Below are 16,725 nucleotides of genomic sequence, written 5' to 3' on the forward strand. Positions count from 1 at the left end.
GCGCCGGACAGTAAAAAAACCTCACGGCGCGGCAATGCACGCGTGCCGTGAGGTCATCCGGATCAGATATCCCAGACCAGATTGATTGCGAAGTTGCGACCCGGCTGGGTCAGGCGATCGAGGTTGGCCGGTTGTGTCACCGAGGCTTCGCCGACACTGTCGTAACCGCGCACGTCGTCCCATAGCCAGTATTTCTTGTCGGTCAGGTTGTAAATGCCGCCGCTGATGGTGACGTCGTCAGTGACTTTGTAGAACCCGGTCAGATCGAGAATGCCGAAGCCCGGCGACTTGAACTGGCTGCTGACACCGTCCGGCGACTTGAAGTTGCTGTCGTCGACGCGATCCTTCTTCTTGACCACGGTCCAGCTCAGCAGGCCGCCGTAGTTGTCCTGGTCGTAACCGAGGCCGAATACGCCGGTCAGCGGATTGACGCTGTTCAACGGTTCGCCGTTGTCGTTGTTGCGTCCGTAGGCGTAGGCAATCGAACCCTGGGTGTACAGGCCTTGCGGCGCGCCGAAGGAATCCAGGTTCAGACGACCTTTGACTTCGGCACCCTTGATGGTGGCGTGCTTGATGTTGCTCGACTGGAACGTCAGCTCGTCGTAGCCCGGAGTGACGGCGTCTTCGTTGATGAAATCGCGGTACTTGTTATAGAACACCGCCACGTCGAACGAGCCTTGCTCGAAGTTGCCGCGCAGGCCGGTTTCATAGCTTTTGCTCTTTTCCGGTTCCAGGTCCGGGTTCGGCGCCACGTTGTAGCCGGTGGTGCTGTTTTCGAAGCGGCCGTACAGCGCTTTTGCGGTCGGGGTGCGGAAGCCTTCGGCGTACTGACCGTACCAGGTGTAGTTTTCGGTCAGGGCGTAGGTCAGGCCGAATTTCGGCGAGACTTTATGCCAGGTCTTGTTTTCGTCGCTGACCGTGCCGTTGCCGTCGGCGGCCACGGTGTTGAGGAACTCCTGGGTGATGTGCGGCTTGAGCCGGGTGTAGTCGTAGCGCAGGCCCGGCAGGAAGGTCCAGTTGTTCCAGCTGATCTGATCCTGGGCGAACAGGCTGTAGGTGTTGATGGTCGGGTCCGGGAAGTCGCTGGACTTCTTCAGTACGTCAGCCGCGCTGGTAGCGCCGATGGCGGTGCAGCCGCGACCGACCGCCAGGCACTTGCCGTCGCCGCTGCGCGAGCCGGTGACTTTCTGCTGCTTGAGGGTGGTGCCGTAAGTCAGCACATGATCGGTGTCACCGATGGCGAATGCCTTGTCCAGTTGCGCGTCGAAGACCCACTGTTTCTCCTCGTAGATCGTGTCGCGGGTACGCAGCACTTTACGGGTGATGGGGTAGTAGAACTCGTCGGTGCTCTGGTCGGTCTTGGCGGTCTGGTGGTTGAGGCTCCACTTCACGTTGTCCGCCAGCAGGCTGTCGAGTTCGAAGCTGTGCTCCAGACCGAAACGCTCGCGGGTGATGGTGTCGTTGCCGGTACGCCACTGGTACATGCCGCCGGGCAGCACGCTGTTCGGGATCGTCGGGGCACCGTTGAAGTACGGTCCGCCGTAGGCGCTTTTCTGATCGGTGTCGCGATCATCCTTGTACTTTTCATAGGTCAGGCCCAGGCGCGAACCTTCGTTGTAGTTCCAGCCGATCTTGGCCAGCACGTTGGTGGCTTTGACGTCCTCCGGGTTGGCGGCGGTGCGCTCAAGACCGGTGGCGTTGTTGCTGCCGTAGGAATCGGTTTCGTGACCGTCGCGCTGGCTGTAGTGCAGCAAGCCGTCGAACTGGTCGGCGCGACCGGCGAAGGTGGCGGATTTCAGCCAGCTTTCATCGGCGGAGCTGTAGCCGGTTTTCAGGCGGGCGCCGACGTCTTTGCCGGGCTTGATGATGTCGTCCGGATCGAGGGTGTAGTAGCTGACGGCGCCGCCGATGGCGTTGCTGCCGTACAGCACCGAGGCCGGGCCACGGAGGATTTCGACGCGTCTGATGATTTCCGGGTCGACGTAATTGCGCTGGGTTTTGGCGTACGGACCATTGAAGAAACCGTCCGGCACTTCGACACCGTCGACCTGAGTCAGGATGCGGTCGCCGTCGATCCCGCGAATGTTGTAACCGCTGATTCCTCCACGCTGGCCGGCGCCGCCCACGGACACGCCCGGCTCATAGCGCACCAGATCCTTGATGGTGTTGACGTTGTTGCGGTCGAGTTCTTCGCGGGTGTGCACGGTGACGGTGCTGGGCACGCTGTTCACCGACTGTGCCTTACGGGTGGCGCTGATGGTCACCTGATCGAGGTTAAGTGCGCCGCTGCTGGCGCGTTTTTCCAGCACGACGTTGTTGTTGCTCAGTTTGCGGAAGCTCAGGTTGGTCCCCACCAACAGACGCTCCAGGGCTTTTTCCGGTGGCAGCGAACCGCGCACGCCCGGCGACGATACGTCCTGACCCAGTTGCGCCGGCAAACCGACCTGCCAGCCCGTGACGGCGGTGAACGCATTGAGCGCCGACACCAACGGCTGCTGGGCAATGGCGAACGAGTAATCGCCCATGTTGCGCGTCGGTTGTTCGGTGGCGGCCATCAGCGGCGCGGTGCCGGCCATCAGGATGGCGGCGGTCAGCAGCGACAGCACGCGGGAAGGGGAAGAAGTCTGGCGGGTAAGGCGTGAGGACATCGATAGCGCTCCGTGTCGCACGAATCTTTATAGGTGCTGATTGATCTCGCGAGATGCGAATCAATTGCATTGGCTATAACGAGACGAACGAGCTTTGGCTATCGAGTAAAAATAATTCTCATTTAGTTCAAAATCACCAGCGCCGGGAATTCCTGAAGCTTGGCCGAGGTGATGTGAGCAAGCGAACGCACTGCGTCCAGCGGCTGGTCGAGGCGGTAATTGCCGGTGACGGCGACGTCGGCCAACCGTTCGCTGGTGTTGATGATGAAGCCCGGATAGTAGCGGCGCAGTTCCGCCAGCACTTGGCTCAGCGGGCAGTTCTCGAAGATCAGCCGACCCTGTACCCAGGCCAGATCGGTGGCGGCGTCGACCTTGGCCGGGCGGTCGAAACCGTTCGGGCCGATGCGGATGCTTTCCCCGGCGGACAGCCGCACACGGGCATCGTCACGGGTAGCACGCAGATCGACATCGCCGCGCTGCACGCGCACCTGCGCCACGCCGTCCAGATAACGCACGGCGAATGCGGTGTCGCGCACGCTGGCTTTCACCGGGCCGGCATCGATTTCCAGCGGCTGGCTGCGGCTGGCCGGGATCTCGAAAAACGCTTCGCCCTGATACAGCCGCGCGACTCGCTGCTGATCGTTGATCGTGCTGGAGAACGCGGAATTGGTGTTGAGCAGGACTTTCGAACCGTCCTCAAGCTGCAGGCGCTGACGCTCGCCGACCACGGTCAGGTGATCGGCCTGCAAACGCATCGGCAGGTTGCTGAAATTGAACAGGCCGAGCAGCAGCACGGCGGCGGTGGCCAGCGGTTTCCAGTGCGGACGCAAACGAGTGAGGACGGGGACTTTCTTCGGTTTGGCTGCGAGGTTCTTCGCGCACTGGGCTATCTGCGGACCGTCCCAGATCGCCTGGGCCTTGGCGAACGCCTCGCCATTCAACGGATCGGCCGCCAGCCAGGCATGGAATTGCCGGGTCTGCTCCTCGTCCGGACTGCCGAGCACGATGAGCCAGTCCAGCGCCTGGTCCATTGCACTTGCGGCGTCCTGCGCCGATGCAGGCGAAGGGGAGCGGTGGATGTCCGTCACGGTGTTTCCTCGGCAGTGTCTGTGCACGGCTGTTTTTTTGGTGAAGCGTAAAAGTCGGGCAAGGGTAACAAAGCCCGATGATCAGTGCAGTCGATCCTGTCCAATACCGACAAGGCTGCCGATCAGTCGCCATTCAAGCGTTCGGCGACACCGATGCAGATGGTCATGATCAGTTTGAGTTCTTTCTGCACCGTGCTGAGGGAAACGCTCAGTTCTTCGGCGATTTCCTGATAGCTGCGCCCGTGCAGGCGGCTGAGGATGAAGATTTGCTGCTGGCGGGGGCTGAGTTCACCGAGGCTCACGTTCAGGCGCTCCAGCAATTGTTCGGCGTGGGCGGCGTCTTCGGCGCTGCTGGCGGGGGCGGCGACGCTGTGCACCACGTCCTGCGGCACGTCGTCGACCATGGTTCGCGATTGAATCTTGCGCGCACGCAAATGGTCCAGCGCCAGATTGCGCGCGGTCTGGAAAACAAAGGGTTCAAGGTGATCGATGTCCCGCTCGCTCAGCGCCCGGGTGACGCGCAGGTAGGTTTCCTGCAGCAGGTCTTCGGCGGTGCTGTGGTTGTTGACCATGCGTTCCAGCGTTCGCAGCAGTGAAGTGCGCTGGGCGAGGAAAACGTGATTGAACTGCGAATGACTCACGGGAGGACCTGATCCGTTTCGAGCGAATGATAATGCTTATCATCCGCCGGAGTGGTCAAGTGTTGATTTCAGATTGAGATCAAAAAACTGTGGGAGGGGATTTGCTCGCGAAGGCGTCGTGTCAGGCAATTAAATGTCGACTGACCTGCCGCTTTCGCGAACAAGCTCGATCCCACTGGTGGATAGCTGTTTATTCCGCGTTGCACAGCGCCAGGCAGTTATCGAGCATGCGGTTGGAGAAGCCCCACTCGTTGTCGTACCAGGCCAGCACTTTCAGCAGCTTGCCGCTGGATTTGGTGTGGTTGGCGTCGAAGATCGACGACAGCGGGTTGTGATTGAAATCGCTCGAGACCAGCGGCAGGGTGTTGTAGCCGAGGATCTTCGAATGCTGGCTCGCGGCTTTCATCAGTGCATTGACTTCATCGGCCGAGGCTTCGCGCTTCAGCTGTACGGTCAGGTCAACCAGCGACACATTGATCACCGGTACGCGCACGGCCATGCCGGTCAGTTTGCCCGCCAGTTCCGGCAGCACCAGGCCCACAGCTTCGGCAGCGCCGGTCTTGCTCGGGATCATGTTCTGGGTGGCGGAGCGCGCGCGGTACGGGTCGGTGTGATAGACGTCGGTCAGGTTCTGGTCGTTGGTGTAGGCGTGAATCGTGGTCATCAGACCGCTTTCGATGCCCAGTTCGCGGTGCAGCACCTGGGCCACCGGCGCCAGGCAGTTGGTGGTGCAAGACGCGTTGGAAATGATCTGGTGCGACTGGCGCAGAATGTCGTGGTTCACACCATAAACGACGGTGGCATCGGCGCCTTTGGCCGGGGCCGAGATAATCACTTTGCGTGCGCCGGCGGTAATATGCGCGGCGGCTTTGGCCCGGTCGGTGAACAGACCGGTGCATTCGAACACCACATCAATCTTTTCCGCGGCCCATGGCAGGTCGGCCGGGTTGCGGATGGCGCTGACCGAAATGCGGTCGCCGTTGACGGTCAGGCTCTCGTTGTCATGAGCAACTTCGGCGTCGAATGTGCCATGAACGGTGTCGTACTTGAGCAGATGCGCATTGATCGCGCTGTCGCCCAGATCGTTGATGGCGACGATCTGCAAATCCTGACGATAGCCCTGGGTATACAGTGCACGCAGGACATTACGGCCGATGCGGCCAAAACCATTGATTGCGATTCGAAGAGTCATTGAGCAGCGCCGCCGTCGTTTTGTTGTTGGAATTACAAGATTATTCGCATAAAAATAGAAAACAAGCCTTTTTAGTGGCAATATTTTGTTTTATCTACAACGAGTGACCTGAATCAACTGGTCCGAATGATCAAGAAAACCGCCCGTCATCCCATGCGTGCGGGCTCCTTGATCAGCATAGACAATCAGGTCGCCACATCCGTTAGCCTGGAGTTCTAAACATGCATCCCCGCGTTCTTGAGGTCACCGAACGGCTTATCGCCCGCAGCCGCGCCACGCGTCAGGCTTACCTTGCGCTGATTCGCGGCGCTGCAACTGACGGGCCGATGCGCGGCAAGCTGCAATGCGCCAACTTCGCCCACGGCGTGGCCGGATGTGGCAGCGAAGACAAGCACAGCCTGCGGATGATGAACTCGGCAAACATCGCAATTGTTTCGTCATATAACGACATGCTCTCGGCGCACCAGCCGTATGAAGTCTTCCCGGAACAGATCAAGAACGCCCTGCGCGAAATCGGCTCGGTCGGCCAGTTCGCCGGCGGCACGCCTGCGATGTGCGACGGCGTGACCCAGGGCGAGCCCGGCATGGAACTGAGCCTGCCGAGCCGCGAAGTGATCGCCATGTCGACGGCGGTGGCGCTGTCCCACAACATGTTCGACGGCGCGCTGATGCTCGGCATCTGCGACAAGATCGTGCCGGGCCTGATGATGGGCTCGCTGCGTTTCGGTCACCTGCCGACGATTTTCGTTCCGGGCGGGCCGATGGTCTCGGGGATTTCCAACAAGGAAAAAGCCGACGTGCGGCAGAAGTACGCCGAAGGCAAGGCGACCCGCGAAGAGCTGCTGGAATCGGAAATGAAGTCCTACCACAGCCCGGGCACCTGCACGTTCTACGGCACCGCCAACACCAACCAGTTGCTGATGGAAGTCATGGGCCTGCACTTGCCGGGCGCCTCCTTCGTCAACCCGAACACGCCGCTGCGTGAAGCCCTGACCCGCGAAGCCGCGCATCAGGTCACCCGTCTGACCAAGCAGAACGGCAACTTCCTGCCGATCGGCGAAATCGTCGACGAGAAGGCGCTGGTCAACTCGATCGTCGCGTTGCACGCCACCGGCGGTTCGACCAACCACACCCTGCACATGCCGGCCATCGCCATGGCGGCGGGCATTCAACTGACCTGGCAGGACATGGCCGACCTCTCCGAAGTCGTGCCGACCCTGAGCCACGTCTATCCGAACGGCAAGGCTGACATCAACCACTTCCAGGCCGCCGGCGGCATGTCGTTCCTGATTCGCGAACTGCTCGAAGCCGGCCTGTTGCACGAAGACGTCAACACCGTGCTCGGCCACGGTTTGAGCCAGTACACCAAAGAGCCGTTCCTCGATAACGGCAAGCTGGTGTGGCGCGAAGGCCCGACCGAAAGTCTCGACGAAAACATCCTGCGTCCGGTGGCTCGTGCGTTCTCGGCAGAGGGTGGCTTGCGGGTGATGGAAGGCAACCTCGGTCGTGGCGTGATGAAAGTGTCCGCCGTCGCGCTCGAAAACCAGATCGTCGAAGCACCGGCCATGGTGTTCCAGGATCAACAGGATCTGGCCGACGCCTTCAAGGCCGGTCTTCTGGAGAAGGATTTCGTCGCGGTGATGCGCTTCCAGGGCCCGCGCTCCAACGGCATGCCGGAACTGCACAAGATGACGCCGTTTCTCGGCGTGCTGCAGGATCGCGGCTTCAAGGTTGCGCTGGTGACCGACGGACGCATGTCCGGCGCCTCGGGGAAAATCCCGGCGGCGATTCACGTCAGTCCGGAAGCTTATGTGGGTGGCGCTTTGGCGCGCGTGCAAGAGGGCGATATCATCCGCGTCGATGGCGTCAAAGGCACTTTGGAACTCAAGGTGGACGCCGCCGAATTCGCAGCGCGCGAACCCGCCAAAGGCCTGTTGGGCAACAACATCGGCAGCGGTCGCGAACTGTTTGGCTTCATGCGTTTGGCCTTCAGCTCGGCGGAGCAGGGCGCCAGCGCCTTCACTTCTGCCCTGGAGACGCTTAATTGAAACTGGCTTTGGTCGGTGACATCGGAGGCACCAACGCGCGGTTTGCGTTGTGGAAAGATCAGCAGCTCGAATCGGTTCAGGTGCTGGCCACCGCCGGCCATGCCAGCCCGGAAGAGGCGATCAGCCTCTACCTGAGCGGGCTGGGTCTGGCGCCGGGTGCCATCGGTTCGGTGTGCCTGTCGGTGGCGGGGCCGGTGAGCGGTGATGAATTCAAGTTCACCAATAACCACTGGCGCCTGAGTCGCAAGGCGTTCTGCCAGACCTTGCAGGTTGAGCAGTTGTTGCTGGTCAACGACTTCTCGGCGATGGCGCTGGGCATGACCCGTTTGCAGCCCGGCGAATTCCGCGTGGTCTGCGAAGGCGAGCCGGAGCCATTGCGCCCGGCAGTGGTCATCGGCCCGGGCACCGGTCTGGGCGTCGGCACGTTGCTTGATCTCGGTGAAGGGCGGTTCGCCGCGTTGCCGGGAGAGGGCGGTCACGTCGATCTGCCGCTGAGCAGCCCGCGCGAAACCCAGCTCTGGCAGCACATCTACAACGAAATCGGCCACGTCAGCGCGGAAACCGCGTTGAGCGGCGGCGGCTTGCCGCGGGTGTACCGTGCGATCTGCGCGGTGGACGGGCATGAACCGAAACTCGACACGCCGGAAGCCATCACTGCGGCAGGCCTTGCGGGCGACCCGATTGCCCTGGAAGTGCTGGAGCAATTCTGCTGCTGGCTTGGTCGCGTGGCCGGCAACAACGTGCTGACCGTTGGCGGCCGTGGCGGGGTGTACATCGTGGGTGGCGTGATTCCGCGTTTCGCCGATTTCTTCCTCGAAAGCGGTTTCGCCCGCAGCTTCGCCGACAAGGGCTGCATGAGCGATTACTTCAAGGGCATTCCGGTGTGGCTGGTGACGGCGCCGTACTCGGGGCTTGTCGGTGCAGGAGTGGCGCTCGAGCAGGAAGGCTGAAGATCGTTCCCACGTCGGGGCGTCGAACCGTCCGCGTGGGAATGCAGCCCGTGACGCTCTGCGTCACTGGACGCGGAGCGTCCCTTGATACATTCCCACGCAGAGCGTGGGAACGATCGGTCTACACATCAGGCATAATCCGCCCAATTCCAACAACAAGGATGCCTTCGAAGTGAGCTCAGTCAACAAGTCGATTTTGTTGGTCGATGACGACCAGGAGATACGCGAGTTGCTGGAAACCTACCTGACCCGCGCGGGTTTTCAGGTACGGGCCACGGCGGATGGCGCCGGTTTTCGTCAGGCGCTGAACGAAGCGCCGAGCGATCTGGTGATCCTCGATGTGATGCTGCCCGATGAAGACGGCTTCAGCCTGTGCCGCTGGGTGCGCCAGCATCCGCGTCAGGCCCAGGTGCCGATCATCATGCTCACCGCCAGTTCCGACGAAGCCGACCGGGTCATTGGCCTGGAACTCGGCGCCGACGATTACCTCGGCAAACCTTTCAGCCCCCGCGAACTGCAAGCCCGGATCAAGGCCCTGCTGCGTCGCGCCCAGTTCGGTCAGGAGCGCGGCGGCAGTGAAGTGCTGGCGTTCGATGAGTGGCGGCTGGATATGGTCAGCCATCGACTGTTTCACACCGACGGCGAGGAAGTGATTCTGTCCGGCGCCGACTTCGCTCTGCTGAAACTGTTCCTCGACCACCCTCAGGAAATCCTCGACCGCGACACCATCGGCAACGCCACCCGTGGCCGCGATCTGATGCCCCTCGACCGCATCGTCGACATGGCCGTCAGCCGTTTGCGCCAGCGTCTGCGCGACACCGAAAAGCCGCCACGGCTGATCCGCACCGTGCGTGGCAGCGGCTACCAGCTGGCAGCCAATGTGGTTGCCGGCAATGGTCACTGAGTTCCTGCGCAACACTGCACGCAAAGTGCCGATGCCGCGTTCGCTGCTTGGACGGATGTTGCTGCTGACGTTGCTCGCGGTGTTGTTCGCCCAGACCCTGTCCAGCGTGATCTGGGTGTCCCAGTTGCGTGCGACCCAGCTCGAAGGCCTGGTCACCAGCGCCCGCAGCCTCGCCCATTCGATGACCGCCAGCGTCAGTTATTTCCGCTCGTTGCCGGTGGCTTACCGGCCTTTGGTGCTCGATCAGTTGCGCAGCATGGGCGGCACCCGATTTGTGGTGACGCTGAACGACAAACCGCTGGGCATGGAAGTGTTGCCGGTTACACCGCGCAAGGCAGCGGTGCTTCAAGCGGTGGACGAAGTGTTGCGTCAGTCGTTGGGCCAGGACACTGACATTCTGGTGACCTTCGTCAGCCCCGATGACCTGCGTATCTTCAACGCCGGGTTGAAACTCGACGAGCTGCCACGCTCCTGGGCGCACTACGCGCTGACCCTGGAACCGGTGAATCCGCCGGTGCTGGTGACCCAGATTCAGTTGGCGCCCGGTGAATGGCTGTACATTGCCTCGCTGCTGCCCGAGCCCTACACCAGTCTTGAAGAGCAAGGCCTGCCGACCCAGCAGGTGTGGTTCATTGTGTTCACCAGCGGATTTCTGTTGCTGTTCATCGGCTTGCTGGTGCACTGGCAGAGTCGGCCGCTCAAGCGTCTGGCGCGGGCGGCGCGGGACTTGTCGCTGGGTGCCGACGTCGAGCCGGTGGCCGAGGGCGGCGGCAGCGAAGTGGTCGAAGTGGGCCGCGCGTTCAACACCATGCGCGAACGGATCAGCCGTTACCTGACCGAGCGCAGTCAGTTGTTCAGCGCGATTTCCCATGACCTTCGTACCCCGATCACCCGCCTGCGTCTGCGGGTCGAACTGCTCGAAGACGAACAACTGCAAACCAAGTTTGGCCGTGACCTGGATGAGCTGGAGCTGCTGGTCAAGGGTGCGCTGCAATGCGTCAAAGACACCGACATCCACGAAAACATTGAGCCGGTGGATCTCAATCATGTGCTCGACTGCCTGGTGGAGCCGTATCTGGCGCCCAACGGCAATGGCCGTGTAACCCAGCAGGGACGGGCATTAGCAGCGTATCCGGGCAAGCCGTTGGCGCTCAAGCGCTGTATCGGCAACCTGATCGACAATGCACTGAAGTACGGGCAGAAAGCTCATCTGCATATCGATGACGATGAGAGTGCATTCGTGCTGCATGTCGATGACGAAGGGCCTGGCGTGCCGGAGCAGCGGCTGGAGCAGGTATTCGAGCCGCACTTCCGGTTGGCGGGGCAGCAGCAGGGGTATGGGCTCGGGTTAGGGATCGCCCGCAACATTGCTCATAGCCATGGCGGTGAAGTGACGTTGCAGAATCTGCGTGAGGGCGGATTGCGGGTGACCCTGCAATTGCCGCGTTCGGCGGATTGATCTGAATGTAACCGATCGGTGACAAAACCCGCCCCCTTCGTTACAAGTCCACCTCGGCCCGTTGTTTAGACTCCCCGCAGTCATAACAACAAAAAAGGCCACCCATGGATCACTTCAATCCGGACTTCAGCAGTTGGCTGAACGCCCCTGCCCACCAGCAATGGCTTGCCGACGAAGGCCTGCGTCTGCTGGCATTTGCCAAGGCTTCACGATTGCCCGAAGGCTTCGGCAATCTTGATGAGCGCGGCCAGCTCCAGGTTGGCGCGCAAGCCGAAACCATGAACACCGCGCGCATGACCCATAGCTTCGCCATGGCCCATATTCAGGGCCTGCCGGGCTTTGCCGAGCTGGTCGATCACGGCATCGCGGCCCTGCGCGGTCCGTTGCGCGATGCGCTGCACGGCGGCTGGTTCGCCGTCGCTGAACATCGTGACGGCAACACCGGCAAGAACGCTTATCTGCATGCTTTCGTCGCCTTGGCGGCCAGCTCCGCCGTGGTCGCGCAACGCCCCGGCGCCCAAGCGTTGCTGGATGACGCCATCGACATCATCGACACCTATTTCTGGAGCGAAGAAGAGGGCGCCATGCGCGAGTTCTTCAATCGCGACTGGCGCGAAGAGGAAGCCTATCGCGGCGCCAACAGCAACATGCACGCCACTGAAGCCTTCCTGGCGCTGGCCGATGCCACAGAAGATCCGCGCTGGCTGGTGCGTGCGCAGCGCATCGTCGAACGGGTGATTCACGGTCACGCCGCTGCCAACGATTACCTGGTGATCGAGCATTTCGACCGCGACTGGCAGCCACTGCGCGAATACAACCAGGACAATCCCGCCGACGGTTTCCGTCCCTACGGCACCACGCCGGGCCATGGTTTCGAGTGGGCGCGGCTGTTACTGCACCTCGAAGCCGCGCGGGTTCAGGCCGGCATGCTCACGCCAGGCTGGCTCGCCACCGATGCGCAAAAGCTGTTCGAGCAAAACTGCCGCCATGGCTGGGACGTCGACGGTGCGCCGGGCATCGTTTACACCCTCGACTGGAACAACAAAGCGGTGGTGCGCCATCGCCTGCACTGGACTCACGCCGAGGCCAGCGCTGCCGCCAGTGCCTTGCTCAAACGCACCGGCGATGCGCAGTACGAAACCTGGTACCGCCTGTTCTGGGAATTCTGCGAAGCGAATTTCATCGACCGCTGCGACGGCAGCTGGCATCACGAACTCGACCCGCAAAACCGTCCAAGTGCCGATATCTGGGCGGGCAAACCGGATCTGTACCACGCCTGGCAGGCGGTTCTGATTCCGCGTCTGCCGCTGGCGCCGAGCATGGCCAGTGCTCTGGCACAGCTTTCACGAAGCGTTCCTGTGTAACCATGTGGTGACATTCGCGCGTCCCTTCGTTACCTGCGAGGGGAAACGCTCTGTTTAAACTCGTGTGCAGCGCAAGCACCAGACTTGCATGCATAACAACAAGAAAGGTACATCTCAGATGAATGCGATTTCTCGCCTCGCTACTGTCATTTCTGTCGCCTCCCTGTTCCCGCTCGCTGTGCTGCCCCTGAGTGTTTCCGCTGCCGAATCCAAAGGTTCGGTGGAAGTCGTGCATTGGTGGACGTCCGGTGGCGAAAAAGCCGCCGTCGATGTGCTCAAGGCTCAAGTCGAGAAAGACGGCTTCACCTGGAAAGACGGCGCTGTCGCCGGCGGTGGCGGTGCGACTGCCATGACCGTGCTGAAAAGCCGCGCGGTGGCCGGCAACCCGCCGGGCGTTGCCCAGATCAAAGGCCCGGACATCCAGGAATGGGCGTCGACCGGTCTGCTCGACACTGACGTGCTGAAGGACGTTTCCAAGTCCGAGAAGTGGGACAGCCTGCTCGACAAGAAAGTCTCCGACACCGTGAAGTTCGAAGGTGATTACGTGGCCGTGCCGGTGAACATTCACCGGGTGAACTGGCTGTGGATCAACCCGGAAGTCTTCAAGAAAGCCGGTATCGAAAAAGCCCCGACCACCCTCGAAGAGTTCTACGCCGCCGGCGACAAGCTGAAAGCGGCGGGCTTCATCCCGCTGGCTCACGGTGGTCAGCCATGGCAGGACAGCACCGTGTTCGAAGCGGTCGTGCTGTCGGTGATGGGCGTTGATGGTTACAAGAAAGCCCTGGTCGACCTGGACAACGCTGCCCTGACCGGCCCGGAAATGGTCAAGGCCCTGACCGAGCTGAAGAAAGTCGCGACCTACATGGACGTCGACGGCAAAGGTCAGGACTGGAACCTGGAAGCGGCCAAGGTCATCAACGGCAAGGCCGGCATGCAGATCATGGGTGACTGGGCCAAATCCGAATGGACCGCCGCCAAGAAAGTCGCCGGCAAGGACTACGAGTGCGTAGCTTTCCCGGGCACCGACAAGGCGTTCACCTACAACATCGACTCGCTGGCCGTGTTCAAGCAGAAGGACGCGGGCACCGCGGCCGGTCAGCAGGACATCGCCAAAGTCGTGCTGGGTGAAAACTTCCAGAAAGTCTTCAGCATCAACAAGGGCTCGATCCCGGTGCGTAACGACATGCTCGCCGACATGGGCAAGTACGGTTTCGACTCGTGCGCCCAGACCGCTGCCAAGGACTTCCTCGCAGATTCCAAGAATGGCGGCCTGCAGCCGAGCATGGCGCACAACATGGCGACCACGCTGGCGGTGCAGGGTGCGTTCTTTGATGTCGTGACCAACTACATCAACGACCCGAAAGCCGACCCGGCCGACGCTGCCAAAAAACTCGGCACCGCCATCAAGGCTGCCAAGTAACGTCAGCGTAGAGCAGCTGCAGGCTTGAGGTCGCGCATCGGCCTCAAGCCTGCAGCTTGCAGCGGTCCTTCATTTTCTTTACTGGATCTTCCCATGAGTTCTGTTGCTGTGTTCAGCAAGGCCTCGCCGTTCGACGCATTGCAGCGCTGGCTACCGAAACTGGTGCTGGCGCCGAGCATGTTCATCGTTCTGGTGGGCTTCTATGGCTATATCCTCTGGACGTTTGTCCTGTCGTTCACCACGTCGACCTTCCTGCCGAACTACAAGTGGGCAGGCCTGGCGCAATACGCGCGGCTGTTCGACAACGACCGCTGGTGGGTAGCGAGCAAGAACCTGGCCGTGTTCGGCGGCATGTTCATCGGCATCACCCTGGTGATCGGCGTGACACTGGCGATTTTCCTCGACCAGAAAATCCGCCGCGAAGGCTTTATCCGCACCATTTACCTGTACCCGATGGCGCTCTCGATGATCGTCACCGGTACTGCGTGGAAATGGCTGCTCAACCCGGGCATGGGCCTGGACAAATTGCTGCGGGACTGGGGCTGGGAAGGCTTCCGTCTCGACTGGCTGATCGACCCGGATCGCGTGGTGTATTGCCTGGTGATTGCGGCGGTCTGGCAAGCTTCGGGCTTCATCATGGCGATGTTCCTCGCCGGTCTGCGTGGCGTTGATCAGTCGATCATTCGTGCCGCCCAGATCGACGGCGCGAGCATGCCGCGCATCTACTGGAAAGTGGTGCTGCCAAGCCTGCGTCCGGTGTTCTTCAGTGCAGTGATGATCCTGGCGCACATCGCGATCAAGAGCTTCGACCTGGTGGCGGCCATGACGGCCGGCGGCCCGGGTTATTCCTCCGATCTGCCGGCGATGTTCATGTACTCGTTCACCTTCAGCCGTGGACAGATGGGCATGGGCTCGGCCAGTGCAATCCTGATGCTCGGCGCGATCCTCGCGATCATCGTGCCTTACCTGTACTCCGAGCTGAGGACCAAGCGTCATGACTAGTCTCGCCTCCAAACCGGCCATCAGCCTGAGCCGCATCGCGATCTACGCGGTGCTGATCCTCGCGGTCCTGCTGTATCTGGTACCGCTGGTGGTCATGCTGCTGACCAGCTTCAAGACCCCGGAAGACATCTCCACCGGCAACCTGCTGAGCTGGCCGACCGTGGTCAGCGGCATCGGCTGGGTGAAAGCCTGGGCCACCGTTGACGGCTACTTCTGGAACTCGATCAAGATCACCGTTCCGGCCGTGATCATCTCCACCGCCATCGGTGCATTGAACGGTTATGTACTGTCGTTCTGGCGCTTCCGAGGTTCGCAGCTGTTCTTCGGTCTGCTGTTGTTCGGCTGCTTCCTGCCGTTCCAGACCGTGCTGCTGCCGGCGTCGTTCACCCTCGGCAAGATGGGCCTGGCAAGCACTACCACGGGCCTTGTGTTCATCCATGTGGTCTACGGCCTGGCGTTCACCACGCTGTTTTTCCGTAACTACTACGTGAGCATTCCGGATGCGCTGATCAAGGCGGCGCGTCTCGATGGCGCGGGGTTCTTCACGATCTTCCGCCAGATCATCCTGCCGATGTCCACCCCGATCATCATGGTCTGCCTGATCTGGCAGTTCACCCAGATCTGGAACGACTTCCTGTTCGGCGTGGTGTTCTCCAGCGGTGATTCGCAACCGATCACGGTGGCGCTGAACAACCTGGTCAACACCAGCACCGGGGCCAAGGAATACAACGTGGATATGGCGGCGGCGATGATCGCCGGGCTGCCGACCCTGCTGGTCTATGTGGTCGCAGGCAAGTATTTCGTGCGCGGGCTGACGGCCGGCGCAGTCAAGGGGTAATCATGGCTACGCTTGAACTTCGCAATGTAAACAAGACCTACGGTACCGGCCTGCCGGACACCCTGAAGAACATCGAACTGTCGATCAAGGACGGTGAATTCCTGATCCTCGTCGGGCCTTCGGGCTGCGGCAAGTCGACCCTGATGAACTGCATCGCCGGCCTGGAAACCATCACCGGCGGCGCGATCATGATCGGTGACCAGGACGTCAGCGGCATGAGCCCGAAAGATCGCGACATCGCGATGGTGTTCCAGTCCTACGCGCTGTACCCGACCATGAGCGTGCGCGAGAACATCGAATTCGGTCTGAAGATCCGCAAGATGCCTCAATCGGCCATCGACGAAGAAGTCGCCCGCGTGGCCAAGCTGTTGCAGATCGAGCACCTGCTCAATCGCAAGCCGGGCCAGCTCTCGGGCGGTCAGCAACAGCGCGTGGCGATGGGCCGCGCCCTGGCGCGTCGCCCGAAGATTTATCTGTTCGACGAGCCGCTGTCCAACCTCGACGCCAAGCTGCGCGTCGAGATGCGCACCGAAATGAAACTGATGCATCAGCGTCTGAAAACCACCACGGTCTACGTGACCCACGACCAGATCGAAGCAATGACGCTGGGCGACAAAGTGGCGGTGATGAAGGACGGGATCATCCAGCAGTTCGGTACGCCGAAGGAGATCTACAACGACCCGGCCAACCTGTTCGTTGCGAGCTTCATCGGTTCGCCGCCGATGAACTTCATCCCGCTGCGCCTGCAACGCAAGGACGGCCGTCTGGTGGCGCTGCTCGACAGCGGCCAGGCCCGTTGCGAGTTGCCGATGGCGATGCAGGACGCCGGTCTCGAAGATCGCGAAGTGATCCTCGGCCTGCGTCCGGAGCAGATCGCTCTGGCGAACGGCGAGGGCAATGGCCTGCCGAGCATCAAGGCTGAAGTGCAGGTCACCGAGCCGACCGGTCCGGACACTCTGGTGTTCGTCAACCTCAACGACACCAAGGTCTGCTGCCGTCTGGCGCCGGACGTGGCGCCGCAGGTGGGCGAAACCCTGACGTTGCAATTCGATCCGTCGAAAGTGCTGCTGTTTGACGCCAAGTCCGGTGAGCGCCTTGGGGTTGCGGGCCTGCCGAAAGCCGAGTCGCACAGCGCAAACGTGGCCCAGTTCAAGGGGCGCTGATCAACAAA

Annotated in this window: 13 protein-coding genes; 9 read left to right on the plus strand and 4 right to left on the minus strand. The window is 61.3% G+C overall.

Annotation, left to right across the window (positions count from 1 at the left end):
• Nucleotides 1-62: 62 nt before the first annotated feature.
• The 4 genes from MKZ87_RS19175 to gap all read right to left on the minus strand — a co-directional run bounded on the left by MKZ87_RS19175 (nucleotide 63) and on the right by gap (nucleotide 5,569).
• Nucleotides 63-2,648 (minus strand): TonB-dependent receptor, encoded by a 2,586-nt coding sequence (locus tag MKZ87_RS19175; RefSeq protein WP_085701641.1) that lies wholly within the window; start codon nucleotides 2,646-2,648, stop codon nucleotides 63-65.
• A gap of 122 nt (nucleotides 2,649-2,770) precedes the next feature.
• On the minus strand, nucleotides 2,771-3,736 hold the full coding sequence (locus MKZ87_RS19180; protein WP_085701640.1) for a FecR family protein: 966 nt from the start codon (nucleotides 3,734-3,736) through the stop codon (nucleotides 2,771-2,773).
• Nucleotides 3,737-3,858: 122 nt separating this feature from the next.
• Nucleotides 3,859-4,377, minus strand: a complete 519-nt coding sequence (locus MKZ87_RS19185; RefSeq protein ID WP_085697151.1) for an RNA polymerase sigma factor — start codon at nucleotides 4,375-4,377, stop codon at nucleotides 3,859-3,861.
• A 190-nt stretch (nucleotides 4,378-4,567) separates the two neighbouring features.
• Nucleotides 4,568-5,569, minus strand: coding sequence for a type I glyceraldehyde-3-phosphate dehydrogenase (gene gap / locus MKZ87_RS19190; RefSeq protein ID WP_007951174.1), 1,002 nt, complete (start codon nucleotides 5,567-5,569; stop codon nucleotides 4,568-4,570).
• Between the two features lie 221 nt (nucleotides 5,570-5,790).
• Between gap and edd the strand changes: the two genes are divergently transcribed.
• The 9 genes from edd (at nucleotide 5,791) to MKZ87_RS19235 (ending at nucleotide 16,717) form a co-directional block, all read left to right on the plus strand.
• On the plus strand, nucleotides 5,791-7,617 hold the full coding sequence (gene edd, locus MKZ87_RS19195; protein ID WP_011335614.1) for a phosphogluconate dehydratase: 1,827 nt from the start codon (nucleotides 5,791-5,793) through the stop codon (nucleotides 7,615-7,617).
• Nucleotides 7,614-8,567 carry a glucokinase gene (locus MKZ87_RS19200; protein WP_085701639.1) on the plus strand — a complete coding sequence of 318 codons (954 nt, stop codon included), beginning with the start codon at nucleotides 7,614-7,616 and terminating at the stop codon, nucleotides 8,565-8,567. The genes edd and MKZ87_RS19200 overlap by 4 nt, the downstream gene beginning before the upstream one ends.
• A 172-nt stretch (nucleotides 8,568-8,739) precedes the next feature.
• Nucleotides 8,740-9,471, plus strand: coding sequence for a response regulator (locus MKZ87_RS19205; RefSeq protein ID WP_085697149.1), 732 nt, complete (start codon nucleotides 8,740-8,742; stop codon nucleotides 9,469-9,471).
• Between the two features lie 31 nt (nucleotides 9,472-9,502).
• Nucleotides 9,503-10,930: an ATP-binding protein gene (locus MKZ87_RS19210; protein WP_170929627.1), complete on the plus strand. Its 1,428-nt coding sequence runs from the start codon at nucleotides 9,503-9,505 to the stop codon at nucleotides 10,928-10,930.
• A 104-nt stretch (nucleotides 10,931-11,034) separates the two neighbouring features.
• Nucleotides 11,035-12,294, plus strand: coding sequence for an AGE family epimerase/isomerase (locus MKZ87_RS19215; RefSeq protein ID WP_085701637.1), 1,260 nt, complete (start codon nucleotides 11,035-11,037; stop codon nucleotides 12,292-12,294).
• A gap of 118 nt (nucleotides 12,295-12,412) precedes the next feature.
• Nucleotides 12,413-13,714, plus strand: coding sequence for an ABC transporter substrate-binding protein (locus MKZ87_RS19220; RefSeq protein ID WP_085701636.1), 1,302 nt, complete (start codon nucleotides 12,413-12,415; stop codon nucleotides 13,712-13,714).
• A 93-nt stretch (nucleotides 13,715-13,807) separates the two neighbouring features.
• Entirely contained in the window at nucleotides 13,808-14,716 is a 909-nt protein-coding gene (locus MKZ87_RS19225) for a carbohydrate ABC transporter permease (protein WP_085697145.1), read from the plus strand.
• Nucleotides 14,709-15,554 (plus strand): carbohydrate ABC transporter permease, encoded by an 846-nt coding sequence (locus MKZ87_RS19230; protein WP_007951164.1) that lies wholly within the window; start codon nucleotides 14,709-14,711, stop codon nucleotides 15,552-15,554. The genes MKZ87_RS19225 and MKZ87_RS19230 overlap by 8 nt, the downstream gene beginning before the upstream one ends.
• Before the next feature lie 2 nt (nucleotides 15,555-15,556).
• Nucleotides 15,557-16,717: an ABC transporter ATP-binding protein gene (locus MKZ87_RS19235; RefSeq protein WP_085701635.1), complete on the plus strand. Its 1,161-nt coding sequence runs from the start codon at nucleotides 15,557-15,559 to the stop codon at nucleotides 16,715-16,717.
• Nucleotides 16,718-16,725: the final 8 nt, after the last annotated feature.

Source organism: Pseudomonas sp. MCal1 (genome assembly GCF_026341415.1).
Classification (GTDB): Bacteria; Pseudomonadota; Gammaproteobacteria; order Pseudomonadales; family Pseudomonadaceae; genus Aquipseudomonas.